21 protein-coding genes, 1 tRNA gene and 1 pseudogene are annotated in these 25,528 nt (G+C 73.2%); 10 read left to right on the top strand and 13 right to left on the bottom strand.

From position 1 onward, the window contains the following. Window positions 1-92 precede the first annotated feature (92 nt). The 4 genes from ACIO3P_RS05205 to ACIO3P_RS05190 all read left to right on the top strand — a co-directional run bounded on the left by ACIO3P_RS05205 (window position 93) and on the right by ACIO3P_RS05190 (window position 4,527). The gene (locus ACIO3P_RS05205) at window positions 93-1,145 is read left to right on the top strand and encodes a decarboxylase (RefSeq protein WP_329826926.1); all 1,053 of its coding nucleotides are present in this window, start codon (window positions 93-95) and stop codon (window positions 1,143-1,145) included. Further along, the gene (locus ACIO3P_RS05200) at window positions 1,142-1,861 is read left to right on the top strand and encodes a decarboxylase (protein WP_329826928.1); all 720 of its coding nucleotides are present in this window, start codon (window positions 1,142-1,144) and stop codon (window positions 1,859-1,861) included. The genes ACIO3P_RS05205 and ACIO3P_RS05200 overlap by 4 nt, the downstream gene beginning before the upstream one ends. A gap of 163 nt (window positions 1,862-2,024) precedes the next feature. Beyond that, window positions 2,025-3,134: an LLM class flavin-dependent oxidoreductase gene (locus tag ACIO3P_RS05195; protein ID WP_329826929.1), complete on the top strand. Its 1,110-nt coding sequence runs from the start codon at window positions 2,025-2,027 to the stop codon at window positions 3,132-3,134. A gap of 148 nt (window positions 3,135-3,282) precedes the next feature. Then, window positions 3,283-4,527 (top strand): serine hydrolase domain-containing protein, encoded by a 1,245-nt coding sequence (locus ACIO3P_RS05190; RefSeq protein WP_401855117.1) that lies wholly within the window; start codon window positions 3,283-3,285, stop codon window positions 4,525-4,527. A gap of 53 nt (window positions 4,528-4,580) precedes the next feature. Here ACIO3P_RS05190 and ACIO3P_RS05185 read toward each other — a convergent pair whose 3' ends face one another. Continuing rightward, window positions 4,581-6,662 carry a bifunctional diguanylate cyclase/phosphodiesterase gene (locus ACIO3P_RS05185; protein ID WP_329826931.1) on the bottom strand — a complete coding sequence of 694 codons (2,082 nt, stop codon included), beginning with the start codon at window positions 6,660-6,662 and terminating at the stop codon, window positions 4,581-4,583. Between the two features lie 358 nt (window positions 6,663-7,020). On the opposite strand from ACIO3P_RS05185, the gene ACIO3P_RS05180 reads away from it, so the two are divergent. After that, on the top strand, window positions 7,021-8,271 hold the full coding sequence (locus ACIO3P_RS05180) for a M6 family metalloprotease domain-containing protein (protein ID WP_401855115.1): 1,251 nt from the start codon (window positions 7,021-7,023) through the stop codon (window positions 8,269-8,271). Between the two features lie 62 nt (window positions 8,272-8,333). Here the strand turns inward: ACIO3P_RS05180 and ACIO3P_RS05175 are convergent. The 7 genes and pseudogenes from ACIO3P_RS05175 to ACIO3P_RS05145 form a co-directional block, all read right to left on the bottom strand. Further along, a tRNA-Lys gene (locus tag ACIO3P_RS05175) sits at window positions 8,334-8,407 on the bottom strand. Further along, window positions 8,398-9,107, bottom strand: a pseudogene (locus tag ACIO3P_RS05170) (hypothetical protein). Before ACIO3P_RS05170 ends, ACIO3P_RS05175 begins: the two are co-directional and overlap by 10 nt. Window positions 9,108-9,219: 112 nt before the next feature. Then, a complete protein-coding gene (locus ACIO3P_RS05165; RefSeq protein WP_329826933.1) occupies window positions 9,220-9,567 on the bottom strand; it encodes a hypothetical protein in 348 nt (115 codons plus the stop codon). Between the two features lie 93 nt (window positions 9,568-9,660). After that, the gene (locus ACIO3P_RS05160; RefSeq protein ID WP_401855113.1) at window positions 9,661-11,001 is read right to left on the bottom strand and encodes an AAA domain-containing protein; all 1,341 of its coding nucleotides are present in this window, start codon (window positions 10,999-11,001) and stop codon (window positions 9,661-9,663) included. A gap of 43 nt (window positions 11,002-11,044) precedes the next feature. Then, complete coding sequence (locus tag ACIO3P_RS05155; RefSeq protein ID WP_401855112.1) at window positions 11,045-12,730, bottom strand: hypothetical protein; 1,686 nt, start codon at window positions 12,728-12,730, stop codon at window positions 11,045-11,047. Beyond that, entirely contained in the window at window positions 12,721-13,944 is a 1,224-nt protein-coding gene (locus ACIO3P_RS05150) for a hypothetical protein (protein WP_401855111.1), read from the bottom strand. The genes ACIO3P_RS05155 and ACIO3P_RS05150 overlap by 10 nt, the downstream gene beginning before the upstream one ends. Next, window positions 13,865-14,956 (bottom strand): phosphatase PAP2 family protein, encoded by a 1,092-nt coding sequence (locus ACIO3P_RS05145; RefSeq protein WP_401855291.1) that lies wholly within the window; start codon window positions 14,954-14,956, stop codon window positions 13,865-13,867. The genes ACIO3P_RS05150 and ACIO3P_RS05145 overlap by 80 nt, the downstream gene beginning before the upstream one ends. A gap of 215 nt (window positions 14,957-15,171) precedes the next feature. On the opposite strand from ACIO3P_RS05145, the gene ACIO3P_RS05140 reads away from it, so the two are divergent. After that, on the top strand, window positions 15,172-15,768 hold the full coding sequence (locus ACIO3P_RS05140) for a histidine phosphatase family protein (protein WP_329826937.1): 597 nt from the start codon (window positions 15,172-15,174) through the stop codon (window positions 15,766-15,768). A 72-nt stretch (window positions 15,769-15,840) separates the two neighbouring features. Here the strand turns inward: ACIO3P_RS05140 and ACIO3P_RS05135 are convergent, their stop codons facing one another. Beyond that, the gene (locus ACIO3P_RS05135; RefSeq protein ID WP_329826939.1) at window positions 15,841-17,271 is read right to left on the bottom strand and encodes a tetratricopeptide repeat protein; all 1,431 of its coding nucleotides are present in this window, start codon (window positions 17,269-17,271) and stop codon (window positions 15,841-15,843) included. 346 nt (window positions 17,272-17,617) lie between these two features. On the opposite strand from ACIO3P_RS05135, the gene ACIO3P_RS05130 reads away from it, so the two are divergent. Both ACIO3P_RS05130 and ACIO3P_RS05125 read left to right on the top strand, forming a co-directional pair. After that, window positions 17,618-18,058: a hypothetical protein gene (locus ACIO3P_RS05130; RefSeq protein WP_329827418.1), complete on the top strand. Its 441-nt coding sequence runs from the start codon at window positions 17,618-17,620 to the stop codon at window positions 18,056-18,058. 96 nt (window positions 18,059-18,154) lie between these two features. Further along, window positions 18,155-19,012 carry a fused MFS/spermidine synthase gene (locus tag ACIO3P_RS05125; RefSeq protein WP_329826941.1) on the top strand — a complete coding sequence of 286 codons (858 nt, stop codon included), beginning with the start codon at window positions 18,155-18,157 and terminating at the stop codon, window positions 19,010-19,012. Window positions 19,013-19,054: 42 nt separating this feature from the next. Here ACIO3P_RS05125 and ACIO3P_RS05120 read toward each other — a convergent pair whose 3' ends face one another. Further along, a complete protein-coding gene (locus ACIO3P_RS05120; protein ID WP_401855107.1) occupies window positions 19,055-19,663 on the bottom strand; it encodes a hypothetical protein in 609 nt (202 codons plus the stop codon). Between the two features lie 113 nt (window positions 19,664-19,776). Between ACIO3P_RS05120 and ACIO3P_RS05115 the strand changes: the two genes are divergently transcribed. Both ACIO3P_RS05115 and ACIO3P_RS05110 read left to right on the top strand, forming a co-directional pair. Continuing rightward, window positions 19,777-20,490 (top strand): response regulator transcription factor, encoded by a 714-nt coding sequence (locus ACIO3P_RS05115; RefSeq protein ID WP_329826943.1) that lies wholly within the window; start codon window positions 19,777-19,779, stop codon window positions 20,488-20,490. Then, on the top strand, window positions 20,487-21,932 hold the full coding sequence (locus ACIO3P_RS05110; RefSeq protein ID WP_329826944.1) for a HAMP domain-containing sensor histidine kinase: 1,446 nt from the start codon (window positions 20,487-20,489) through the stop codon (window positions 21,930-21,932). The genes ACIO3P_RS05115 and ACIO3P_RS05110 overlap by 4 nt, the downstream gene beginning before the upstream one ends. A gap of 67 nt (window positions 21,933-21,999) precedes the next feature. Here the strand turns inward: ACIO3P_RS05110 and ACIO3P_RS05105 are convergent, their stop codons facing one another. The 3 genes from ACIO3P_RS05105 to ACIO3P_RS05095 form a co-directional block, all read right to left on the bottom strand. Further along, on the bottom strand, window positions 22,000-23,409 hold the full coding sequence (locus ACIO3P_RS05105) for a GH1 family beta-glucosidase (protein WP_329826945.1): 1,410 nt from the start codon (window positions 23,407-23,409) through the stop codon (window positions 22,000-22,002). Window positions 23,410-23,525: 116 nt separating this feature from the next. Beyond that, window positions 23,526-24,470, bottom strand: a complete 945-nt coding sequence (locus ACIO3P_RS05100; RefSeq protein WP_329826946.1) for a carbohydrate ABC transporter permease — start codon at window positions 24,468-24,470, stop codon at window positions 23,526-23,528. 19 nt (window positions 24,471-24,489) lie between these two features. Beyond that, window positions 24,490-25,527 carry a sugar ABC transporter permease gene (locus ACIO3P_RS05095; protein ID WP_329826947.1) on the bottom strand — a complete coding sequence of 346 codons (1,038 nt, stop codon included), beginning with the start codon at window positions 25,525-25,527 and terminating at the stop codon, window positions 24,490-24,492. Between the last annotated feature and the right edge of the window lies 1 nt (window position 25,528).

Raw genomic sequence — 25,528 nt, 5'->3', positions numbered from 1 at the left:
GATGTGCCGATTGACCACGCTCGCATCTCGCTCCTACCGTCGTCAACAAGAGCTGAACCTTGTCAGCGCGGGCGTGAGCAAGGGGGCCGGCAATGGATGTCTCCTTTTTGGGCGGACCACAGCCACAGCGTGGTGTGGGAGTGGTCGCTCCGTTCGATTTCGCACTCGATCGCGAACTGTGGCGATGGGTGCCCGACAACATCTCGTTGCGTCTGACCAGAACGCCTTATGTGCCGGTCGAGGTCTCCCTCGACCTGGCCAGGCTGGTCAGTGAGCACGAGACTCTGGGGGAGGCGGTCCGGGCGCTGGGTGTCTCCGAGCCGGAGGTCGTCGCGTACGCCTGCACATCGGGCAGTTTCGTCGGCGGTCCGGCCGGGGAGCGGGCCATGTGCGAGGCGATGACCAGGGCAGGGGAGGTGCCGTCCCTCACCACCACCGGCGCCCTGGTCGAGGCGTTGGAGGAGCTCGGGGTGGGCAGGATCGCGCTGGTCACGCCCTATACGGAGTCCGTCACGCAGTCGCTGGAGGAGTATCTGGCGGAGGTGGGGGTAGCCGTTACGGGTCGCGCTTTTCTCGGGCTGACGCGGGACATCTGGAAGGTCCCGTACCGGTCGGTCATGGACATGGCGCGACAGGCAGTCGTCGGAGCGGCCGACGCGCTGTTCATCAGTTGCACGAATCTGCCGACGTACGACGTGATTCCGCAGTTGGAGGCCGAACTGGGTATGCCGGTGCTCTCCGCCAACCAGGTCACCATGTGGGCCGCGCTGCGCAGGCTCGGCGCCCACGCGGTCGGCCCGTACCAGGCGCTGCTGCTCGACCCGCCGCCGGTGCAGGCGGCACCGCCGATGACAACGATCGTGCCGATCGCACCGATCACGCCGATCTCGCCGATGACCTCGATTCCGCCGGTCCCACCGATACCGCCGGTCACGCCGATCTCTCCGGCCGTGCCGAACCGGTCGGTGGCGCCGATCCCGTCGCAGGTGTCGCCCTCGTCGCCCGTGGAGGGCCTGGAGGGCGTGCCGTCGGCGGAGTCCGTGCCTACGGTGGAATCGGTCGCTCCGGCGTCACCCGTCGCACCGGCCGGCCCCGGCGGGCCCGTCCCGCCGACCCTGCCGGACGATACGGAAGGATGGACATGACCACCGTCGGATTCCTCTACCCCGGCCACTCCGCCGAGGACGACTACCCGCGCATCGAGATGCTGCTCGGCGGCGACGTCAGACTGCCGGTCGTCCACACCGACATCGGGGAGGACGCCCACCGCGTCGACGCGCTGCTGGAGATGGGCGCGGGGGAGCGGCTGGCGGCCGGGGTGGAGGAACTGCGACTGGCCGGCGCCGAGTCCGTGGTCTGGGCCTGCACCAGCGGCAGCTTCGTCTACGGATGGGACGGCGCGCACGAACAGACGCGCGCGCTGGCTCTGGCGGCGGGGCTGCCCGCGTCGAGCACGTCGTTCGCGTTCGCCCACGCCGTACAGGCACTGGGCGCGGAACGGGTCGCCATCGCGGCGACCTACCCGGCGGACGTCACGGAGTACTTCGGGGTTTTCCTCAAGTCGGCGGGCATCGAGGTGGTGGCCGACCGGGCGAGCGGGATCATCACGGCCGCCGAGGTCGGCACGTGGGAGCGGGACCAGGTGCTGGAGCTGGCCCGCGCGGGCGACCACCCGGACGCGGAGGTCGTCCTCCTCCCGGACACGGCGCTGCACACGGCGGCGTATCTGCCGGAGCTGGAGGAGGCGCTCGGCAAACCGGTGCTCACGGCGAACCAGGTCTCGGTCTGGGAAGGGCTGCGGCTCGCGGAGCGCACGGCGTGGGCGCCGAAGCTGGGCACGCTCTTCGCGAGCCGGGGGTAGCCGCCGGACCGGCCGGTCCGCTGATCGGCGCCGGTCCGCGTATCGGCCCGGGAATAAACGGAGAGACCCTCCTGTTGGGTGCTGAGAAGTGACTTCACGTTGACGCACACGCAGGAGGGTCTGACCGGTGGACGAGGCGAGCCGAGGCGCTACGGAACGCGGCATGACGGAGACGGGCCCGGGGGCCGGTGAGGCGGTCCAGGGAGCCGCGGAACCGATCCGGGGGACCGTACGGGGAACCGCGCCCGTACCCCTGTCCGTACTGGACCTGGTCACCGTGGGCAGCGGCTCCACCGCCACCGACGCGCTCCGTACGAGCGTGACGCTGGCGCGGCTCGCCGAGCGCCGGGGCTACCACCGGCACTGGGTCGCGGAACACCACTCCATGCCGGGCGTCGCGTCCACCTCGCCCGCCGTGATCCTCGCGCATCTCGCCGCCCACACCGAGCGCATCAGGCTCGGTTCGGGCGGCGTCATGCTGCCCAACCACGCGCCGCTGGTGATCGCGGAGCAGTTCGGCACGCTGGAGGCGTTCGCCCCCGGCCGCGTCGACCTCGGCCTGGGGCGCGCGCCCGGCACCGACGGGGCGACGGCCGCCGCGCTGCGCCGCTCCGACCGGCTGAACGAGGGCGCGGACGACTTCCCGAAGCAGCTCGCCGAGCTGACCCGCTTCCTGGACGACGACTTTCCCGACGGCCACCCGTACTCCCGTATCCACGCCGTGCCGGGACCGGTCCAGGGCCCGGCGGCGCGCCCGCCGATCTGGCTGCTGGGCTCCTCCGGCTTCAGCGCCCGGCTGGCCGGGGTGCTGGGGCTGCCGTTCGCCTTCGCCCACCACTTCTCGGCGCAGAACACCGTCCCGGCGCTCGACCTCTACCGCGAGTCGTTCAAGCCGTCCGCCGTGCTCGACGCGCCGTACGCCCTGATCGGCGTCGCGGCCCTGGCGAGCGACGACGAGCGCGAGGCCCGCCGCCAGGTGCTGACCGGCGCGCTCTCGATGGTGCGGCTGCGGACGGGGCGGCCGGGGCTCGTCCCGACGCCGGAGGAGACCGAGGCGTACCGGTTCAGCCCGATGGAGGAGGAGTTCGTCAACGGCTGGCTCGGCAATATCGTGCACGGCACGAAGGACGCCGTGATCGACGGGCTGAACGACCTTCAGAAGCGCACGGGCGCCGACGAGTTGATGATCACGGCCAACGCGCACAGCGGCGAGGCGCGGCTGCGCAGCTACGAGCTGATCGCGGACGGGTACGGCCTGCCCGAGTCCGCCTGAGGCGCTGCCCGGGTCCCAGGGGGATCAACGGGCCCGGAGGCGGCACCTCGTCTCAGGGGTGTCACCTGGGGGGTGGTGAGCGGAACGTCGGGGTTGGATCAGGGGCTCCCCGGATCCGGCGGGACGTGCGGAGCCTCAGTCTGGAGACATGACCGAATCCTCCGCACGTCCCTTAGCCCCCGCGTCCCCGCCGGCTCCCGCTTCTCCCCTGGATCCTCCGGCTCCCCTGGCCTCGCGCCGGCTCTCCCGCCGGGTGCTCCTCGGCGGCGCGGCGAGCGCCGCGCTCGTCGCTGCGGTCCCCGCGCGGGCGTACGCGCGGTCTGCCGCTCCGTCGTACCCACCGCTCAACACCAAGGCCCTGCAAGCCGCCATCGACGACCTGGAGAACCCGAGGGCCACGGGCGCGCAGCTCCGCGTCGGCGGGGCGGGCGGGCGTTGGTACGGCACGTCGGGCGTCGCCGATCTGCGCAGCGGACGGGCGGCAAGAACCGGGGACCAGGTCCGGATCGGCAGTATCAGCAAGGCTTTCATCGCGACCGCCGTGCTCCAACTGGCGGGTGAGCGACGGCTGGTCCTGGAAGACCCCGTCCAGCGGTATCTGCCGGATCTGCTGCCCGCGGAGTATCCGGAGATCCGGCTCTCGCACCTGCTGAACCACACCAGTGGCCTGCCCGACGAGAGCGGCCCCGACATGCCGGACGTGAGCACCCCCGAGCTGATCCTCGCCCACCGGTACGACCGCTTGACGCCGTCGCGCCTGGTGGCCCGGGTCACCCGTACGAAGCGGATGAAGTTCGACCCGGGCACGAAGCAGGAGTACCGGGGGATCAGCTTCGTCCTGCTGGCGATGGTCGTCGAGCGGGTCACCGGCCGCTCGTACGGTGCGGAGATACGCCGCCGGATCGCCCGGCCACTGGGGCTGACCGGCACGTACGTACCGGCGAGCGACGATCCGTATCTGCACGGCCCTCACGTCCACGGCTATCAGTTGATGAGCGACGGCAGACTGGAGGACGCCACCGTCTTCAACCAGTCGGCCGCCTACGGCAGCGGGGAGATGGTCTCCACCACTCGTGATGTGGAGACGTTCCTGGCCGCCCTCTTCGCGGGCGAACTCCTGCCGCCGCACCTGCTGGAGCACATGTTCACGCTGCCGCCGCCGGAGGTACGGATGGTCGACGGCACCCCCGCCCGCTACTCGGCCGGGCTCCAGACGGTCACCGTCAACGGCGTCACGCTCTGGGGCAAGACCGGTGAGCGCTACGGATACCACTCGGGCGCGTTCGGAACCCTGGACCGGCGACTGCGGCTGGTCTGGTCCTACACGCCGGTACGGCGCGACGCGGAGCAGGGGCGGATGGCGGAGCGCATAGCCGCGGCCCTGACGAGCTGACGGGACGGGCCTTCACCGGGCCTTCGCGGGCCTTCGCGGACCCGAACGGCCCGTCACACGCCGTTCGGGCTCACCGCGGCGATCATCTCCGCGATGCGTTCCGGGGCCACGGGGCGGGAGAACAGCCACCCCTGTCCCGTGTCGCAGCCGATCCGCTGGAGCCGCGCCGCCTGCCCCGAGGTCTCCACGCACTCCGCCGTGACCGTCAGCCCCAGCCGGTGCGCGAGCTGGATCAGCGCCTCCACGATCGTCTCGTCCGCCGGGCTCGGGTGCACCCCCTCGTCGTACCGGAACCCCCGGACGAAGGAGCCGTCCAGCTTGAGGACCGAGACCGGCAGCCGGCTCAGATAGGCGAGGTTGGAGTAACCGGTGCCGAAGTCGTCGATCGCGATCCGTACGCCCATGTCGCTCAGCGCCTGGAGCGCCTGGAGGGGGCGGCCCGCCGAGCCCATCACCGCGGACTCCGTCAGCTCCAGTTGCAGCAGGTGCGGCGAGAGCCCGGTCTCCGCCAGGATCTCCGCCACGTCCCCGACCAGATCGGAGTCCCACACCTGACGCACCGCCACATTGACGCTGACGAACAGCGGCTGGGCGTGCGGGTGGTCGAGCTGCCAGCGCCGCGCCTGGCGGCAGGCCGTGCGGAGCACCCACCCGCCGAGCTGCACGATCGAGCCGTCCTCCTCGGCGATACCGATGAACCGATTCGGCGACAGGGTCCCGAACTGCGGGTGGTTCCAGCGGACCAGCGCCTCCACACCCCGGACGATCCCGTCGGCCATCCCGACCAGCGGCTGGTACTGGAGGACGAACTCCTCGCGCTCGACGGCCGGGCGCAGCGCCGAGGTGAGCGCCTGGCGGGTCATGCGGTGGGCGTTGCGCTCCGGGTCGAAGAGGGTCCAGCGGGCCTTGCCGTCGGCCTTCGCCCAGTACAGCGTGGTGTCGGCGGCCTGCATCAGACCGGTCGGGGTGGTGCCTTCCGCGGCGCGCTCCACGACCCCGATCGACGCCGACATCGAGAGCCGCTGCCCGGCGAGGTCGAAGGGGCGCTGGAGCGCGGCGAGCACGGAGCGGGCGAGATCGGCGAGCTGTTCCGTACCGGTGGAGTCCTCGACGAGGATCGCGAACTCGTCGCCGCCGAGCCGGGCCACGAGGTGGCCGCCGCTGCGCGTGTACCCGCCGTGGTCGGCGCACTCGGTGAGCCGACCCGCGACGGCGGCCAGCAGCCGGTCGCCGGTGCGGTGGCCCAGGGTGTCGTTGACGGCCTTGAAACCGTCGAGGTCGAGGTAGCAGAGACCGATCCGCCCTGTTCTGCCATCCCCCCTCCCGTTTCCGGTGCCCCGGTCGTGGCCGCGCGCGGGGTACGAGGCCGAGACGCCGTACGCGACGCCGGTGCCGTACGCCGACGCGCCCGTGGTGTAGGTCCTGCTGCCGTACGTCCCGCCCTCGAACGGCCCGTCGTGGAACGCCGACGCCTCCAGCGCCGAGGCGAGCCGTTCGAAGAAGAGCGTGCGGTTGGGCAGCCGGGTCACCGGGTCGTGCTGCTGGAGATGGCGCAGCCGCGCCTGGAGTTCGCGCCGGTCGCTGATGTCCGTGACCGACAGCAGCACGCGTTCGGTGTCCGGTACGGGCGCCACCGTGACCTCGGCCCACAGGGTCCGCCCGTCGGGGTGCTTGAGCCGCCGGGTGCAGCGGAAGCGGGCGCGCAGGCTGTCGAGGGCGTCGCGGTACGCGTGCCAGGTGCGGGTGTCCGAGGCCAGGTCGAGGAGGTCGGCGGCGGCCTGGTCGGCCAGCGCGTCGGCCCGGGTGCCGAGGAGCGCGCCGAGCGCGTCGTTGGCGTCGAGGACGGTGCCCTCGCGATCGAGCAGGGCCATGGCGAGCCGCGAGACATGGAACGCGGCGTTGTAGTCGCGCGCGTCACTCGTCCGCTGCGGCGCGCGGTGCTCGGTGCGGTCGGTCTGTTCGGCGGTGGTCCGGTCGTGCCGCTCGGTGTCGTCGTCGGGGACGGCCCGGCCCGCGGCCTGACGCTCCGTACGGTCCGCACGCTCCGTACGGTCCGCACGCTCCGTGTTCGGCGGATGCCCGCCGACCGCCGCCGCGACTGCCGCTGGACGCGGTCCTTCGGAGGTTCCGCTCACGGCTCGCTCCCGCGGTGCAGTCGTGTTGTACAGGGGGGTGGTGGAGACGGGTCAGCCAGAGAAAGTGTGCCGATCATAGAGGTAGGCCGGGTGGCCATTCCAGCTCCCCCGTACGGAAGAGGGCCCCGGAGGGGCGTACCCACGCCATCGAGCGATCGTTTCTGCACGGCTGTGGCACCGGGCCACCCGAAGGTGACCGGCTGTGACTTCGCCGCCGCGCCCGGGGTGTCGGGCCTCACTCACCCGCGTGGGGCAGCCCAACAGGGCGTACCCCGGCAAACCGGCACAAGGTGGTGGGTGACGTGCCCCCGCGCGTCTGCCGTACCGCCTGTCCCCCATTCCGTAGCCGGAGGTCGATGTGGAGCGTCCGCAGCCACCCGAGGCAGTGGAAAGGCCCCGGCTGCGCAGGGCCGCTGCGGCCTTCACCTCCCTCATGGCGGTCGCCGCCACCTCGCTGGTGGCCGGCCCCGCCGCGACCGCGACCGCACAGGGGCCCTGCGCCCTGCCCCGTACCGCCGCGCACCACTCCCTCGGCCTGGACACCTGGAACAACGCCTATCCGCGCCCAGCCCGCTCCCTCGACGCGGTCATGATCTTCCTCTCCTTCCCGGACTCCCGGCCGCTCGCCACCACGGAAGCCCTGGTGGCCGACCACTTCCCGGCCACCAGCCGCTTCTACGAGCGGGCCTCCTACGGCAGGTTCACCCTCCGCGCGCACCCGCAGCTCCGCTGGTTCGCGATGCCGCAGCCCTCCACCTCGTACGGGATACGGCGCGACTGGGAGCCGGCCCGGCGCACCGCCTATCTGCGGGACGCGCTGGCCGCCGCCGACCCGGAGATCGACTTCTCCCGCTACGACGTGGTCTATTTCGTCGCCGACCCGGACGCGCCCGGCGTCGACTCCGACGCCACGAAGGTGGTCAACTTCGACCGGCCGATGCGCGCCGACGGCACGGACATCAAGCGCGTCGTCACCGTCTTCGAACGCCATCCCCCCGACCGCAACGTGCTGGCCCACGAGACCGGACACGTCTTCGACCTGGCGGACCTCTACCACCGGCCGACGAACGACAAGGGCGACTGGGACACGTACGTCGGCGACTGGGACGTGATGGGCAGCCAGTTCGGTCTCGCGCCGGACTTCTTCGCCTGGCACAAGTGGAAGCTGGGCTGGCTGGACCGGCGGCAGGTGAGCTGTGTCTCACCCACGGGCACGACGCTGCTCACCCTCGATCCGGTCGCCGCCGAGCCGTCCTTCGGAGGCGGCGGAGGGGCGGGCACCCGGCTCGCGGTGGTGCGCACCGGCACGGACTCGGCCCTGGCGATCGAGGCGCGCGCCGCCACCGGCAACGATCTGCACACCTGTACGGAGGGGGTGCTGATCTACCGGGTACGGAGCGGGAAGGCGTCGGGCGGCGGCCCGGTCGAGGTGGTGGACACGCACCCGGACAGCGAGGCGTGCTGGGAGCGGTCGGTCTACCCGCCGCTGGCGGACGCGCCGCTGGAGGTCGGCGAGACGTTCACGGTGCCGGGGGAGCGGACCCAGGTGCAGGTGGCCGACCGTACGTCCTCGGGCGCCTTCACCGTCAAGATCACGCCGGGCGGTTGACGGCCCGGTGGCCTGTAGGCACGAAAAAGCCCCTCACCGGAGTGAGGGGCCTTTTCCGTCTGTGCGCCGCCAGGGACTCGAACCCCGGACCCGCTGATTAAGAGTCAGCTGCTCTAACCAACTGAGCTAGCGGCGCCTGCTGACGTCGTAGACCTTAACACCCGGATCGGCGCGAAGAAAAATCGATGATGCGCAGGCGTTCGGGGAGGTCAGCCCAGGCGGCCGAGGGCTGTGCGCGCCGCCGTACGGGCGGCCCGGACGCACGCCCACAGCAGCACGTCGGGCCCCGGCAGCCACGGATGCCGGGTGTCGGGCGCCACCAGCCAGCGCGGCCCGGACCGGGCGCCGGGGGTGAGGGCCGGTACGGTCACGGCGTCGCCCGCGCCGTGGCAGAGCAGCGGCGGCGGCGCGCTGTCCCGCCCGTCGGGCCCCCGGCGGCCCCACTCCTCCCAGGCGAGCAGCGACGGCAGCCGCTGGGCGGTGCCGGGTGCCGCGAACAGCAGGGTGCGGCCCCGGTGCGCGGCGACGGGCCCCGAGCCGGGGCCGTCGCACCACAGCCGGTTGAGCATGTGCCGCCCGAACATCGACGGCGCGCTCACCACGTCGAAGGCCGAGCCGCAGGGCAGCACGCCCGGAGCGGCCGGGCGGGCGGCCCAGAGGGACAGGGTGGACCGGGGGTAGGGGCCCGCGGAGGCGAGCCAGTCCGCGCCGGCCGGGGTCACCCGGGCGGTCTGGTGGCGGTCCTCGTCGTGGAGGAGGCCGAAGATGTCGGTGCGTCGCTCGTCGTCGCTGGAGCAGGGGCTCAGCGGGGATTCATCTCGTAGCCATGCACTCATGACAGTTAGATCTACCGGGAGTAACGATTCGGTTCCCCAGAGTTCACGGAAACCGGGACAGGGTGGCCCAGAGGGGCGTAACCTGCGCCCCGGCATATGCCATGGCCCCCGGTCACTGACCCGGCTGCGCGTCCCCGGCCAGCAGCTCTCTGCCGAACTCGACCATCTTCTTCGCGTAGTCCTCGGTCCACTCCGCGCGCCGCGCGATGTCCGCCGTCGTGAGCCGGTCGAAGCGGCGCGGATCGGCGAGCTGCGCGGCGGCGACCGCCTGGAACTCCACCGCCCGGTCCGTCGCGGCACGGAAGGCCAAGGTCAGCTCCGTCGACCGGGCGAGCAGCTCGGCGGGGTCCTCGATCGATTCGAGATCGAAGAAGTGCTCGGGGTCGGCGACCGCCTCGGAGGGCTCGAAGAGCAACGGCGCCGGCCGCAGCCGCCGCTCGCTCCGCTCGGGATCCGCCATGTGTCTCCTCCTGCTCGTGCGTGTACCAGGCCCTCGGGCCACGATCCATTGTCCCGCCCGCCGCAAGTGCGCCTCGGGGGAGTGGGTCCGGTGTCAGGGCCGCCACGGGACGCGATGGTTCGACCACTGCGCCCAGGTCGACTGCATGGCTTCCCAGCCGTCCGGGAACTTCACCGTCACCCCGAGCTGGACCGGTTCGGTGGACGGGTGTTCGTCCAGCAGTTCCGCGACGCCCGCCCGGCAGACCACGATGCACGCGTGCCGGTGGCGGGAGGCCAGCACACAGAGCCGGCCCGTCTCCAGGTGGAAGGCGGTGGCGTCCGGGCGGCCCGAGAGCGGGTGCAGGACGACCGTGACGTCGAACTCACGCCCCTGGAGCCGGTTCGCCGTGTCCACGGCGACGCCGCTCACCCCCAGCTCCGCCAGCACCGCCCGGATCGCCGCCGCCTGGTCGCGGTGGGCCGTGCCGACCGCGATCCGGTCCGCCGTCACGGGCACCGGAGCGGGGGCGCGCTCGCTGGTGGCCGCCGCCCCCCGGTCGAGCAGCCTGCGCACCACCAGCGCCACGGCCCGTACCGCCTCGGGGTCCGTACGGGGCGTGCGCCGCGCGGGCAGCTCCAGCAGCCCCCACCCCGACGCGGCGGCCTCGTCCAGCACCCGGTCGGGCCCCGACCCGTCGGACGGGACGCCGAACGCGAGGAGCCGGTCGCCGTGGTCCGTACCGCTGCGGAACGGGGTGTACGGATAGAACGCGTCCGAGACCAGCGGCGCCGCCGAAGCGGGCAGCCGCCAGGAGACCGGCAGCCGGTGCTGCGGCAGCTCGGGGTTGTGGGCGAGGAGCGTGGAGACGGCGCTCGCGGACGGGTCGTACGAGAGCCCCGCCCACTGGTCCGCGCCCACCACGCTGAACGGGTCGAGCTGGCCGGGGTCCCCGACGAACAGCGCGTGCTCGAAGAGCCCGGCGACGGCGAGCAGCGCGTCCGAACGCATCTGGTACGCCTCGTCGACGATGGCGTGCCGCCAGGGCTCGACGCCCTGGACGTGCGCCCACTTCGCGGCCGTCGAGATGACGATGTCCAGACCGGCCAGGTCGGCGGCCTTCGCGGACTTCCGTACGTTCGCCAGCTCGTCCAGCGTCTTGTCGTACGGGTCCGGGTCGTTGCTGTGCAGCCGGCCGACGGGCAGCTCGGGGTTCTTCTCGGCGAGCCGGACGACCAGATCGTCCACCTGCGCGTTCGTCTGCGCGACGACCATCAGCGGGCGCCCCGCCGCGGCCAGCTCCAGCGCGGCCCGCACCACGAGCGTCGACTTGCCCGCGCCGGGCGGGGAGTCGACGACGACACCGCGGTGCGCGCCGTGCAGCGTGTCGCGCAGGATCGCGTCGGTGGCCCGGGTCGCGGCGGCGCCCGGGTCCAAGGCGGAGGGCTGGTTCATCGGCGGGCTCCGGGGATCGGGTACGGGATCGGCGGCACGGGGCTCACAGGAAGTCCTCCTCGGTCACCGGATCCGGCACCGGCGCGGGCACCGTGCCGTCGAGGGTGGCCTCCGGGCCCGCCGGCGGGCCGCCGTGGGTCCACGGCGTGTGCTCCGGGTCCGGCAGCTTCGGGCCGCCGCGCTGGTCGTGCTCGAAGAGCGTCCAGGCGATCCGGTCGCCCTTGGCCGGTACGGAGCCCGGCGCGGGCTCCTTGCTCCGGCCCATGCGGTCGGTCAGCCGCACCACCAGCACGCCGCCGCCGTCCTCCGCCGGACCGTCCTCCTCCGCGTCGCCCTCCGCGTGCGGTGCGGACTCCTCGTGCGGTACGGACTCCTCGTACCGTACGAACTCCGCCGTCTGCGGCTTGCCGTCCAGCGAGCGGAACACCTTCACGCCCGCCCCGAGATGGGGGCGGTCGTCGGTGCGGACCGTGATCAGGGGGCGCGGGCTCGGCCGTTTGCTCTCGCTGTACGCCATCACCACCTCCGTCACCTCCCCGAGGAACGCCTCCCCGGCGAGCCGCCGCCCCGCCAGCACCAGCGGGTCGTCCAGGGCCTCCTGCGCCTCCAGTTGGCCCTGGGCCGTCTCCCGCGAGGCGAGCTTCTGGGCCGCCGTCACCGCGTCGTCCCTGCGGGGCTGCGGCGGCTCCCCGGCGCGCACCCGGTCGCGGTGGCCGGTGAAGGACCAGCGGTCCCGCGTCCAGCGGTCCCCGACGCGCTCGCCCTCCGGCAGCGTGCGCAGCAGGTCCAGGCCCTGCCAGACCGCGTCCCACGTGGGCCGCATGACGGACTCCAGCAGCTCACGGATCCGCCGCTCGGCCGCCGTCAGCCGGGCCAACTGCTCCTCCGCGCCAGGCCCGTCCTCCGCCGCCGCGAGCGCGCCGCGCGCCCGGTCGTACGCCTCGATCGCGGGCGCCAGCAGCTTGTTGTCGAACGCCGGGTCCGTCGCGGGACCGGCCGGCGGGCACACCAACTGCCCTTCCCCGTCCCGCGCCAGCTCCGCCCGGAGCGCCGCCTCCGCGCCCGGGACGCCGTCCGGCGGAGCCAGCCAGGCGAGCAGCGCGCCCAGGTGCTGGTCCTCCAGGTTGGACTGGCCCGTCGCCCAGTGGCGGCCCAGCAGATCGGTCGTCGCGAGCAGCAGCGAGGAGCCGGGAACGCGGGCGCGCTCGCCGTAGTGCGTCAGCCAGCGGCCGAGCAGCGGCACGCGCGGCGGCGCCGGGTACGGCGCGTCCGGATCGTCCTCCGCCGTCCGCCGGAACCGCATCGACCGGCCCAGCAGCCGGACGAAGTCGACACCGGGCCGGTTCGGCACGATCACCTGCGGTGCGTCCACGCACAGCTCGACCTCGACCTTGACCCGCTTCCCGGTCTCGGGATCGGTCTCGTTCCGCTCGGCGGCCTCGATCACATCGGCGTACCCGTCCAGGTACGGCAGGACGGTCTCGGCCAGCTCACCGAGGAACGCGAACCGCAGATCGCGGTCGCGCGGCTGCGCCACGGTCAGCAGCCGGGGCGCGTCCCGGTCCGTCCCGACGAGCGCGCCGAGCGGCGCGCCCGCCTCGCCCGCGGTGGTGAGCGGGACGAGCACGAGCGGCCGGTCGGAGATCCGGCGGTGCAGGACGGTCGTCAGCGGCTGGGCGCGTCCGCTCGCCGTGGCCTCCAGCCGGGCGAGCGTACTGATCAGCGACATGCGGCCTCCTCCACGACACCTTCCGCCACGACACCTTCCGCGGCGCTCAAGGAGGCGGCGCGGCGGCGCCCCTCCTCCAGGGCCTCCGCCCGCAGCGCCGCCGCCCGCCGGAGCGTCGCGACCGTCGGGTCCGCCGGGTCGCCCGCCTCCCCGCGCGCCGCGGCCAGCACCGCGGGGACCGTCGTCAGGCCGCCCAGTTCCCCCCGTACGCCCCGGCCCAGCGCCTCCACCGCGCCGTCCGTGCGCGCCGCCGAGCGGCAGTGGAAGGCCAGTTCACAGGCGGCCAGGCACTCGGGGGCGTACGCCGCGGAGACCGCTTCGACGGCGGTCGTCAGCTCCGCGCCCGAGCAGCGCTCCACGTCGAAGGTGGTGCCCTCGGGCAGCGCCTCGGCGATCTCCTCGATCCTGGTGAGCCGCGCGAGCTGCCGACGCGTCACCGAGAGCTGTTTGCGTACGTCGACGACTGACGCGGTCGGCAGGTTGGAGAAGTCCTTGGGGCAGACCAGCAGCACCCGGTGGCCCACCTCGGCGCCCGCGGTGACCGCGGCGACCCGCTCCAGCGCGAGCGCGTACACCGCCGCCTGCCGCGCCGCCGCGCCGACCTTGGCCGCGTCGGCCGAACCGTCGATCATCGGGAACGACTTGATCTCCACGACCGTCCACCGGCCGTCGGGCCGCACCACCACCGCGTCCGGCTCCAGATACGCCGGTGACCCCGCGACCTCCAGGGCCAGCAGCGGATGGTCCAGCAGCGCCCACGCCGCCGCCTCCGTCGCCTCCCGCAGCGCCAGCGCCGTACGGGCCACGCGCCCCTCGGGACCGGCCGCCGACAGGTCGGGTACGAGGACCTCGCCCGGCCCGGGTGGTGGCGCCGCGCCGCCGAGGCGCTCCGCGACCAGCCGCATCAGCTCCGTACCGCCGTCGGCCTTGACCTTGGCCTCGAAGGCGTTGCCGCGCATGAACGCGAACTGCGACTGACCGAACGGCGCGGGCGAGCCCAGCGCCGTCGCGAGCGCGGCCTTGTCGACGCCCGCGCCGTCGAGCAGCGCGCGGCGCCGGCAGCCGGGGTTGGCCGCGAGGGCGGCCAGCGCGCGGGCGTCGAGCGGCTGCGGCGCGACGGTGGGGCCGCGCAGCTCAGCGAGCCGTCGCCGGAGTGTCGTCTGCGGAGGAGGTGCTGGTGCTGCTGCGGGTCCGCTGCCCAGGGAATCGCTCACCCGCGGAAGTCTCGCATCCACCGCTGACAATCGGGGCCGAGCGGGCGGAACGGGCCGGTGACGACGCCTGCGACGAGGCGGATGTCTGCGAGGGGGCGGACCCCTGCGACGAGGCGGATGTCTGCGACGGGATGGGCGCCTGCGAGGGGGCGGGCGCCTGCGGCGGGTGGTGGGGTGCCTTCCCCGCCGCCGTCAGCCGGATCCGTACGCGCTCCACGGCGCGCGTCGCCGGCCGGGTCAGCAGCGCCCCCGCGCCCATCACCGCGGCGCCCGCGACCGCGTCGAGGAAGTAGTGGTTCGCCGTGCCCATCACCACCACGGTGATGACCAGCGGATAGGCGAGCCCCAGCCACCGCACCAGCGGGGTGCGCGCGTGCTTCCACAGCAGCACCCCGCACCACAGCGCCCACCCCACGTGGAGGCTGGGCATCGCCGCGTACTGGTTCGTCATCCCGCCGAGTCCGCGCGGCGCGCTGGCCTCCGTACCCCACCAGCCGTACGCGCTGTACTGCGCCATGGTGTCGACGAAGCCGTGCCCCGCGTCCAGCAGCCGGGGCGGGCAGGTGGGCATCAGCGTGAAGCCGACCAGTCCGAGGAGGGTGGAGACCATCAGCCAGGTGCGGGCGGCCCGGTAGCGCGCGGGGCGGCGGCGGAAGAGCCAGACGAGGACCGCCGGGGTCACGAGGTAGTGCAGCGAGGCGTACGCGAAGTCGGCGGGTATCCCGATCGCAGGGGTGCTGGTGAAGAGCCGGTTGAGGGGGTGCTCGGCGTTGAGGAGCAACGCCTTCTCCACCCGGAGGATCGCCAGCCCGTTGCCGACCGCCGTCGACACGTCGCCGCGCGCCAGCAGCCGGCCCGCCGAGTACGCGGCGTAGACCACCACGAGCAGCGCCAGTTCGGTCCACCAGCGGGGGCGCGGGCGCGAGCGGTGCGTCGCACCGGCGTCGGCACCGGCGTCGGCACGGTCGGCACGGGCGGCGCTGGCGCGGTACGGCATCCGGGCGGTCTCCATCATGTGTTCATGCGGCTTTCGGCCGACGTTCAACCGTACGGTGTACGCGATCGGCGCCTTCGGCCGGGTGTACCCGGGAATCCGTGTGCGACAGCATCACCTCCGACGGAGAGTGGGACGCTGATACGCGTGGCGAGGTTGCCCCCTGGAAGTCGCCGTTCGTTCAGGTGCGCGATGATGGAACGGCACCGACATGAACCTCAGGGAGCATTTCCATGGCACCGCGCATCCTGCTCGCCCGGCACGGCCAGACCGCCTGGTCGCTGTCCGGACAACACACGGGCCGGACCGACATCCCCCTGCTCGAAGAGGGGCGCCGGGGCGCCAAGCTGCTCGGCGAGCGGCTGCACCGCGAGCCCTGGTCGGGGCTGCCCGACGCGGAGATACGCACCAGCCCGCTGGCCCGCGCGAGCGAGACCTGCGAGCTGGCGGGGTTCGGGGAGCGCGCGGAACCCTGGGACGCGCTGATGGAGTTCGACTACGGCGCGTACGAGGGGATGACCCCGGCGCAGATCAAGGCGGACCGCCCGGAGTGGCTGATCTGGCGCGACGGTGTCCCGGACGGCGAGAGCCTGGCGCAGGTCGCCGCCCGCGCGGACGAGGTCGTCGCCTGGGCGCGCTCGGCCGACCGCGACGTCCTGGTCTTCGCGCACGGCCACATCCTGCGTGCCATAGGGGCGCGCTGGCTGGGCGAGGACATCGCGTTCGCGGCCCGCATCCGGCTCGACCCGACGTCGATCTCGGTGCTGAGCTGGGCGTACGACCTGCCGGCGATCCAGGTCTGGAACGACACGGGGCACCTCGTGGCGTGAACGGGGCCCGCACGCCCAGGACCCGCACGCCCAGGACCCGTTCGCCCAGGACCCGTACGGCCACCCCGCCGACTATCCGCGCGCGTTGACCGTCGCGTGGCGCTCCAGGAACGCGCCCACCTCGGGCATCCGCCGGTGCGGCAGCAGCACCCGCGCCGTCGCGGCGAGCTTCGTCAGGATGCGCGAGGACTGGACGTCGTCCAGCAGATCGAGCACCTGGTGCCCGGCCGCCGCCGCCTCGTCCGGCGCGCCCGCGCGGGCCAGGTCCGTGGCCAGCTCCGCGCGGTACAGGGCGAGGTTGCGGGCGAAGTGCGGCTGCTGGAGGACCGTCGCGCGGTAGGCGTGGCGCGCGGCCAGCGCCCAGTCGCCGAGCGCCGCGTGACACAGCGCCTCCTGCGCCTCCAGTTCCGGTTCGCCGAAGAACGACATCCACTCCGGGTCGGCGTCCGAGGGCCCGCGCTCGAAGTAGCCGTGGGCCTGGGACAGCGCCTGCTCGCACCCCGTACGGTCGCCGAGCCAGGCCCGGCCGCCCGCCTCCCGCAGCGCGAGCAGCGACAGCAGCCGCTGCGAGGAGAGCCGGCCCGCCGCCCGCCGGCCCGCCTGTGCGGCGCGTACGGCCTCCCGGTACTGGCCCGCGTCCCTGGCGAGGAACGACGTGTTGCAGAAGGCGTGCGCCTCCAGGGCGTGATCGCCCGCGATCCGCGCCGTGGCCAGCGCCTCCGCGTAGTGCGAGCGCGCCTCGTCGAAGCGGCCGGAGTCATGGGCGAGCCAGCCCACCGAGATCGACAGTTCACCCGCGCCCGAGTAGAGCCGGTCGGCGGTGGCGCGCCGGGTCGTCGTGCCCGCGTCGAGCAGCGTGTACGCGGCGCGCAGCGGCTGGGCGGCGCTCCGGTAGAGCCCGTCGGCGCCGTGCCGGTCGTCGAGCAGCCGGATCCGTCGTACGGCCTCCTCGACGGCGTGCACCTCGGCCTCGCCGACCCGCCGGGGGGCGGGCACGGAGGCGACGGCCGAACCGCCGAGCCCGAGGGAGGCGGCCATCACCGTGGCGGGGCCGCTCGTCATGAATGCGCGACGCAGCACGTCGCTCTCCTCGCTGGTGTCGCTGGGGTGGTTCGTCGGGGCCGTGGCCACGGGGGTCCAGGCCGGTGCGGGTTTCGGGGTGGGGGGAGGGGACGGGGTGGGGGAAGGGAGAGGGGAAGGGGGGGACGGGGGGCGGCGCTGGGCCGTGACCCGCGCCGCCCTGCCGCGTACCTCCTCGCGCGCCGAGAAGCCCAGGTCCCGCAGTGTCAGCCCGGGGAACATGTGCAGGAAGACCCGTTCGTACGCGTAGTTGGGACAGCGGATCTCGCCGGCCTCCACGCGTCCGATGTAGCGGGCGTCGCACGCGACGTGTTCACCGATCTCCCGCGCGGCCCTGCGCACGGCGGCGGCGAACTCCCCCGGCGAGCGCTGCCCGCGCAGTTGGCGGAAGACGGGGTTGGGAACTGCCCGGGACGACGTCATGGCCGAGCCTCTCCTGGTGCAGCCGATCTACAGCCGAATACAGCCGGTCTACAGCCGGTGTACAGCCGAATACGGCCGGTGTGCAGCCGAATGCGACCGTCCCCCGGCCGGTGTGCGGCCGGTGTCCCGGCAGGGCACGAACTTACCTTCCGTGACGGTGTCTATACGCAGGGTTTGCCTACAAATCGGATTTCTCGCCCACGATCCGCCATGAACTGCCATCCTTTGCGGCGGCGTTTCGCCGTAGCCGTTGACACCGCGTCGCGTTGAACCTGAAGGAGACGCTCAACGTGTCTGCGTTCGACGAGGAGGGCTTGCCTTGTTGGAGTGGGAGTGGGAGGTCCGTATGGAGACCAGTGGTGGCTCACGCACGACTGCTCAGCACGCACATCATCAGGAGTCCAGCGCACGCCCCGACGACGCCGGGGAACCGTGCGACCTGGTGACCGTCCCGGCGCGCCAGGGGCTGGAGGCGGTGGACATCCTGCGGCGCGGCGCGGCCCCGGCGGGCGCCGCCCCCCGGGTGGGGCCGGTGCTGCACGACGGTTCCTGCGACACGCTCGGCTTCCTCGTGCCGCCCGGCACGGCGGCGGGCTGGGACCTGCCGGGCAGCGCCTGTACGCAGACGTTCGGCCGGGGCCTGCGGATCCCCTCGGAGCCGCCGGTCACCGGATCGGGCTGGCTGCTGCCGCCCGACGTCACGGGTCCTGTCACGGATCCGGTGGTGCTGCGGGCGGCGCTGGGAGAGGCGGCGCGGCTGATCGAGGCCGCCGACCGGTGCTCCTGAGCAGGAACGCTCCTGAACGGGTGTTCCTGAAGGGGAGCTTCCACCCGGTACCGGCCTGGGTTTCCGCCCCGCACCCGCCTCCCCGATAATGGGGGCGTGGCACGCAGCAGGCGGGACCGGGCGGACGCCGTCGTCGAGAGCGTCGACGCCGGTGTCGCCGAGCTGACCCCCGACCGCGAGCGCGCCCGCGCCTGGACGCTGCTGATCGACGGCGCCCCGCAGTCCCATGTCGACCTCGACGACCCCGCGTACCTCTCCTTCGCGTACCAGCGCAGGCTCGGCCATGTCATCGACCTCGTGGCCCCCGCCCAACGGCCCCTGCACGTCGTGCATCTCGGCGGTGGCGCCTTCACGCTCGCCCGCTACACCGCAGCCACCCGCCCCCGCTCCACCCAGCAGATCGCGGAGGTCGACGCGGCCCTCGTCCGGTTCGTACGGACCCATCTGCCGCTGGACCCCACCGCCCGGATCCGCGTCCGCTCCGCCGACGCCCGCGCCGCGCTCGCCAAGGTGCCCGACGGCTGGGCGGATCTGGTGATCGCCGACGTGTTCGGCGGTACGCGCACCCCCGCCCATCTCACCAGCGCCGAGTTCCTGACCGACGTACGGCGGGCCCTCAAGCCGGACGGCTGGTACGCCGCGAACATCGCGGACGGCCCGCCGCTCACCCACCTCCGGGGCCAGATCGCCACCGCCGCGGGCGCGTTCGGGCATCTGGCGCTCGCCGCCGACCCGGCCGTGCTGCGCGGACGGCGCTTCGGCAACGCCGTCCTGGTCGCCGCCGACCGGGAGCTGCCCGTCGCGGAACTGACCCGCAGGGTCGCGAGCGATCCGCATCCGGGGCGCGTCGAACACGGGCGCGCGCTGGCAGACTTCAGCGGTGGGGCGGCCGTCGTGACGGACGCGGGCGCGAAGGCGTCACCGCTGCCCCCGGCCGGTACGTTCACGTCCTGAACGTCTGAACGCTCTGAAGCCGCCCTGGGGCGAGCCGGGTCGTCAGCGGTCGTCGAACTCCACCTTCGGTGGATGGTCGTGCCACGTGCAGAACACCGAGACCTCCCGGCCGTCCCGCGTGAACGTCACCCGGATCCAGTACTCCTCCGACCACGCCTGCACCTGCCAGCCCGCGTTCGGCGTCGCGGAGACCAACTCGGCCGAGGAGGGCCCCAGTTCGAGGACGACCCGGCCGCCGTCCACCGCATAGCTCTCCACCGTGCCCTCGGAGCCGGACCCGGACCCGGAGCCGGACCCGGATCCCGGGGACGCGGACGGCGCCGGGCTCGCGTCGGGCTCCGTACCGGCGGAGGCGTCCGGCGCGGCGGTACGGCCGCCCTCCGGAGTCCCCGGTGACAGGGACAGGGACGGGGACGGCGGCGAGGGCGTCGGCGGCTTCGCCGACGGGCTCCGGGGCCGCCGGGTCGAGGAGTCCAGCGGCGCGCGGGACGCGGCGGACACCTCCTGCGCGCCGTCCACCGGCAGCGGCAGCGCGCGCGGCGGGTCGTACGCCGTCCCGGCCATGACCGTGTGGACACCCCACCAGGTCAGCGTGGTCGCCGCGCCGGTGGCGAGCAGCCAGGCGATCGTGTGTACGAGTCCTCTGCGCATCGGGGCCATAGTGCACCACGTACGTCACCGCTGTCCCGCCGGTCGCCCCGGTCCGGCGCCCGGCCCCGTGGGCCCGCCTCCCCGCGTCTCCCCGATGGCGTACGGTGCCGCCCATGCCCAGTGTGCTCGTGGTCGAGGACGACCAGTTCGTACGCTCCGCCCTCATCAGGCACTTGACCGAGGCTTCCCACACCGTACGGAGCGTCGGCACGGCCCTGGAGGCGCTGCGTGAAGTGGCCCATTTCCGGTTCGACGTCGTCATCCTCGACCTCGGACTGCCCGACCTCGACGGCTCCGAGGCGCTGAAGATGCTGCGCGGCATCACCGACGTACCGGTGATCATCGCCACGGCCCGGGACGACGAGACCGAGATCGTCCGGCTGCTCAACGACGGCGCCGACGACTACCTCACCAAGCCGTTCTCCGTGGCCCATCTCTCGGCCAGGATCGCCGCCGTACTGCGCCGCTCCCGCGCCGCCGGGGGCGGGGCGCCGGCCCCGAACGTCCTGCGGGTCGGCGGGCTCGCCATCGATCCGCTGCGCCGCCAGGCCGAGTTGGACGGTACGCCGCTGGACCTCACCCGCCGCGAGTTCGACCTGCTGACCTTCCTCGCCGGGCGCCCCGGCGTCGTCGTACCGCGCAAGGAGCTGCTCGCCGAGGTGTGGCAGCAGTCGTACGGCGACGACCAGACCATCGACGTCCATCTGTCCTGGCTGCGCCGGAAGCTGGGCGAGACGGCGGCCAGGCCCCGCTATCTGCACACCCTGCGCGGCGTCGGCGTGAAGCTGGAGCCGCCGGTGGAGTTCGGCGGGGAGCCGCGCCTATGAGATGGGCCCTGGTCAGGGTGTCCCTGGCGGTCACCGTGATGGTCGTCGTCGCCTTCGCCGTACCGCTCGGTCTCGTCATCAAGGAGATGGCCAGGGACCGGGCCTTCACCAACGCCGAGCGGCAGGCCGCCGCCATCGGACCCACCCTCTCCATCACCACCGACCGCGCCGAGCTGGAGCGCGCCGTCGCCTCCACGCAGGCGGGCGCCGACGGGCGGATGGCCGTACACGTCCCGGCCGCCGGGGAGGACGACGCGGCGGTGGAGATCGGCACGCGCCGGGCCGACCGGGACGACCTGGCGACCGTACGGCGCACCCCGCGCGCCGCCACGGCCGAGGTGGCGGGCGGTTCCGTGCTGCTCCAGCCGACCGCCCTCGGCTCGGGCCGTATCGCGATCGTCGAGATCTACGTCCCCCAGGACGAGGTCACCAACGGGGTCACCACCGCCTGGCTGGTCCTCGCGGGCGTCGGCGTCGCCCTGATCGTCGGCTCGGTCGCCGTGGCGGACCGGCTCGGCGTACGGATGGTCGAGCCCGCGCGGCAGCTCGCGGGCGCAGCGGGCGCCCTCGGCGAGGGGAAGCTCGGGGCGCGCGTCCCCGAGGAGGGGCCGGCCGAACTCCACGCCGCCGCCGTCGCGTTCAACTCCATGGCCGACCAGGTCGTCCAGCTCCTCGCCAACGAGCGGGAGCTCGCCGCCGACCTCTCGCACCGGCTCCGTACCCCGCTCACCGTGCTCCGCCTCAACGCCGCCTCGCTCGGCGAGGGCCCGGCCGCCGACCAGACCCGGGCGGCGGTCGAGCAGTTGGAGCGCGAGGTCGACACGATCATCCGGACCGCCCGCGAGTCCAAGCCCCAGACGGTCGCGGCGGGGCCCGCCGGGGGGTGCGACGTCTCCGAAGTGGTCCGGGAGCGGATGGACTTCTGGTCCGCGCTGGCCGAGGACGAGGGCCGTACGGTACGGGTCGCGGGCATCGGCCGGCCGGTGCGCGCCCCGGTGGTACGGACCGAACTGGCCGCCGCCCTCGACGCGTTGCTCGGCAATGTCTTCCGGCACACCCCGGAGGGCACGGCCTTCTCGGTCGACGTGCACAACGGGGAGGACGCGGTGCTCGTCCTCGTCTCGGACGCGGGCGCCGGGATCACCGACCCGACGGCCGCGCTCGCCCGGGGCAACAGCGGGGGCCGCGAGGGCTCCACCGGCCTCGGGCTCGACATCGTGCGCCGGGTCGCGGAGTCGACGGGCGGCGACGTACGGATCGGCCGCTCCGTCCTCGGCGGTACGGAGATACGGATCTGGATCGGCCTCGACGGCTGGCGCTCCCCGGACGAACGGCGCGGCCACCGGCTGCGCGGCCGGGGGCGCGGAAGCGGGCGCGGGCGGGGGAGATGGCCGGGCAGGGCGGGCCGGGGAGCGCGTACGTCCGAATCCGCGGAGGCGTGAACCGGCGGCCGGGGCGGGCAGGTTCCCGTCCCCGGCCGCCGACTGCCGGTCGCCTCACCCAGCTCACTCAGCCGAGCGGCGGCTCCGGCAGCTCACCGGTGGCCGCGACCTTCGCGTACCACCGCGCGCTCGACTTCGGGGTACGGCGCTGCGTCTCGTAGTCCACGTGGACCGCGCCGAACCGCTTGCCGTACCCGTACGCCCACTCGAAGTTGTCCATCAGCGACCAGAGGAAGTAGCCGCGTACATCGGCCCCGTCCGAGAGCGCGCGGCGCACCGCCGACAGGTGGCCGTGCAGATAACGGATCCGGTCGGGGTCATGGACCGCGCCGTCGGCGGCCGGCTTGTCCTCGTACGCCGCGCCGTTCTCCGTGATCATCAGGGGCAGCCCCGGCGCCTCCCGCGAGTAGCGCATCAGCAGGTCGTACAGCCCGCTCGGATCCACCGTCCAGCCCATCTCGGTCAGTTCGCCGGCCGGCTGGTGGAAGGCGATGCCGTCCGCGCCCGGCCAGGGGGAGTGGTCACTCGCGCCATGGCCGTCGTGCCGGTCCGTGTCGGCCCCGGTGGCGGCCGAGACGACGGAGGGCTGGTAGTAGTTGATGCCCAGCGAGTCCAGCGGCTGACGGGCCACCGCCGCGTCGCCCGCGTGGACGAAGGACCAGTCGGTGAGCCGGACCGTATCGGCGAAGAGGTCGTCCGGGTACGCGCCCGAGAGCATCGGCCCGGTGAAGATGCGGTTGGCGAGGGCGTCGATCCGGCGCCGGGCGTTCAGGTCCTCGGGCGCCTGGGTACGGGCCCGTACACAGGACGGGTTGAGGCTCACCGAGACCTGCGCCCGCGCCGGGAGCACCGAGCGCAGCGCCTGCGTGGCAAGGCCGTGGCCCAGGTTGAGGTGGTGGGCGGCGCGCAGGGCGGCCACCGGGTCCGTACGGCCCGGGGCGTGCACCCCGGACGCGTACCCCAGGAACGCGCTGCACCAGGGCTCGTTGAGGGTCGTCCAGCGCTCCACACGGTCGCCGAGCGCCTCGCCGACGTACCGCGCGTACTCCGCGAACCGGTACGCCGTCTCGCGCTCCGGCCAGCCGCCCGCCGCCTCCAGCTCCTGCGGGAGGTCCCAGTGGTAGAGGGTGAGGACGGGCTCGATGCCGTGGGCGAGCAGGTCGTCGACGAGTTCGCGGTAGAAGTCCAGGCCGCGCTGGACGGCGGGACCGCGCCCGGTGGGCTGCACGCGCGGCCAGGAGACCGAGAAGCGGTACGCGTTCACGCCGAGGTCCGCCATCAGCCGGACGTCCTCGGCCCGGCGGTGGAAGTGGTCGACGGCGACGTCGCCGGTGTCGCCGTTGAACGTCTTGCCGGGCGTATGGCTGAAGACGTCCCAGATGGAGGGCGTACGGCCGTTCTCGTGGGGCGCGCCCTCGATCTGGTACGCGGCGGTGGCGGTGCCCCAGAGGAAGCCGGGCGGGAAGGTCTCGGACATGGTGCAGCTCCCAGTGACCGTAGGGATGGGGGGTGTGGGTGGGGGGTGAGATGCGGGGGAGACCCGCCGGACGGCGGCGCGGGGGTCGCGGGGCGCGAGGCGCGGGGCCGCGGGGGTCAGCCCTTGACCGCGCCCTGCATGATGCCGCCGACGATGTGCTTGCCGAACAGGACGAAGGCGACCAGCAGCGGCAGCGTGCCCAGCAGCGCGCCCGCCATGATCACCGACTGGTCGGGGATGTAGCCGCGGCCGAGCCCGGTCAGCGCCACCTGGACGGTGGGGCTGCCGTTCTGGGTCAGCGCGATGATCGGCCAGAAGAAGTCGTTCCAGGCCATCACGAACGTCAGCATCCCCAGAACGGCCATCGCGGGCCGCGCGGCGGGGAAGACGACATGCCAGACCACCCGCCAACTGGCCGCGCCGTCCACCCGGGCCGCCTCGATCAGCTCGGTGGGCAGCGCCCCGATCAGGTACTGGCGCATGAAGAACACGCCGAAGGCGCTGACCAGCGTGGGCAGGATGACGGACTGGAGCCGGTCGGTCCAGGACAGCTCGGCGATCAGCATGTACAGCGGGACGACGCTGAGCTGCGGCGGCACCATCATCGTGCCGATGACCAGCAGGAGCAGCAGGTTCTTGAACCGGAAGCGGAGTTTGGCGAAGGCGAATCCGGCGAGCGTGGAGAAGAGCACCGTACCGGCGGCGATCGAACCGGCGACGATCGTCGTGTTGAGCAGCGCCGTCCCCATGTTGGCGTCGGTCCAGGCGATCTCCAGGTTCTTGAACAGGTTCCCGCCGAACCAGAACGGCGGCGGGGTCTGCGCGAGCCGGGTGTTGTTACGGGACGCCGCGATCGCCGTCCACACCAGCGGGAAGAGCGAGCCGACGGTGAACACGATCAGTACGGCGTAGGTGATCCGGCCACCGTGGAGCTGCCGCCCGGCGCCGCGCCCGCCCGTGCTCCGGGCGCCCGCCGGCGACTTCCGCTCCGGCTCGGACGACCGCGGCTCCGACGACCGCGGCTCTGATGACTGTGACTGTGACGGTGTCGTCGTGGACATGTGTCTCCCTCACCCGGCCCTACGAGCTCTTGCGCAGACGACGGCTGATCAGCCAGTTCACCGCGCCGACGACCAGCAGGATCAGGAACATCGTCCAGGCGATCGCCGAGGCCCGGCCGAGGTGCAGATTCACCCAGCCCTGCTCGTACAGATAGAGCCCGAGCGTCTGGAACTGGTGGTTGGCCCCGCCGTTCGCGCCTCCGGCGCCGTTGAACAGCAGCGGCTCGCCGAAGAGCTGGGTCGCCCCTATCGTCGAGACCACCACCGTGAACAGAATGGTCGGCCGCAACGACGGCACGGTCACATGGACGAACTGCTGCCAGCGCGAGGCCCCGTCCAGCGCCGCCGACTCGTAGAGATCGTCGGGGATCGACTGCATCGCCGCCAGATAGATCAGCGCGTTGTAGCCCGTCCAGCGCCAGACGACGATCGTGGAGACCGCGAGCTGCGAGGTCCACGCGCCGTTCTGCCAGTCGACCGGATCGATCCCGGCCATCCCCAGCGCCCAGTTGATCATCCCGTAGTCGCGGCCGAAGAGCAGCACGAAGACGAGCGTCGCGGCGGCCACCGAGGTGGCGTACGGGGTGAGCACGGCGACCCGGAAGAACATCGAGCCGCGCAGCCGGTAGTTGAGCAGATGGGCGATGCCCAGCGCGATCAGGAGCTGCGGAACGGTCGACAGCACCCCGATGGAGAGCGTGTTCTTCAGAGCGTTCCAGAAGAATTCGTCGCTCAACAGCCGGGAGAAGTTCCGCAGCCCCACCCACTCCATGTCGCCGGGCGCGGTCAGCTCCACCCGGTGGAGCGAGGCCCAGCCGGTGTAGAGGAGCGGGAAGAGGCCGAAGGCCAGGAAGAAGACGAAGAAGGGCGCGACGAAGGCGTACGGGCTCCACCGCACGTCGCGGCGGTACCAGCGGCTGCGCCGCTCCGCGCGCTTCTCGTCGCGCTCGTCGCCGAGGTGGGTCCGCGCGCGCCGGGTGGAGGCCGTGGCGGTGCTCGGGGCCGGGGCCGCGCCCTCCTCCTCGGAGGGCGCGGCGGTGGGTGCGTCACTGGCCATC

This window comes from Streptomyces sp. NPDC087310 (genome assembly GCF_044744405.1).
GTDB lineage: Bacteria > Actinomycetota > Actinomycetes > Streptomycetales > Streptomycetaceae > Streptomyces.
Note: the sequence above shows the minus strand (reverse complement) of the source record. Positions and strands in the feature narration are given on the sequence as shown.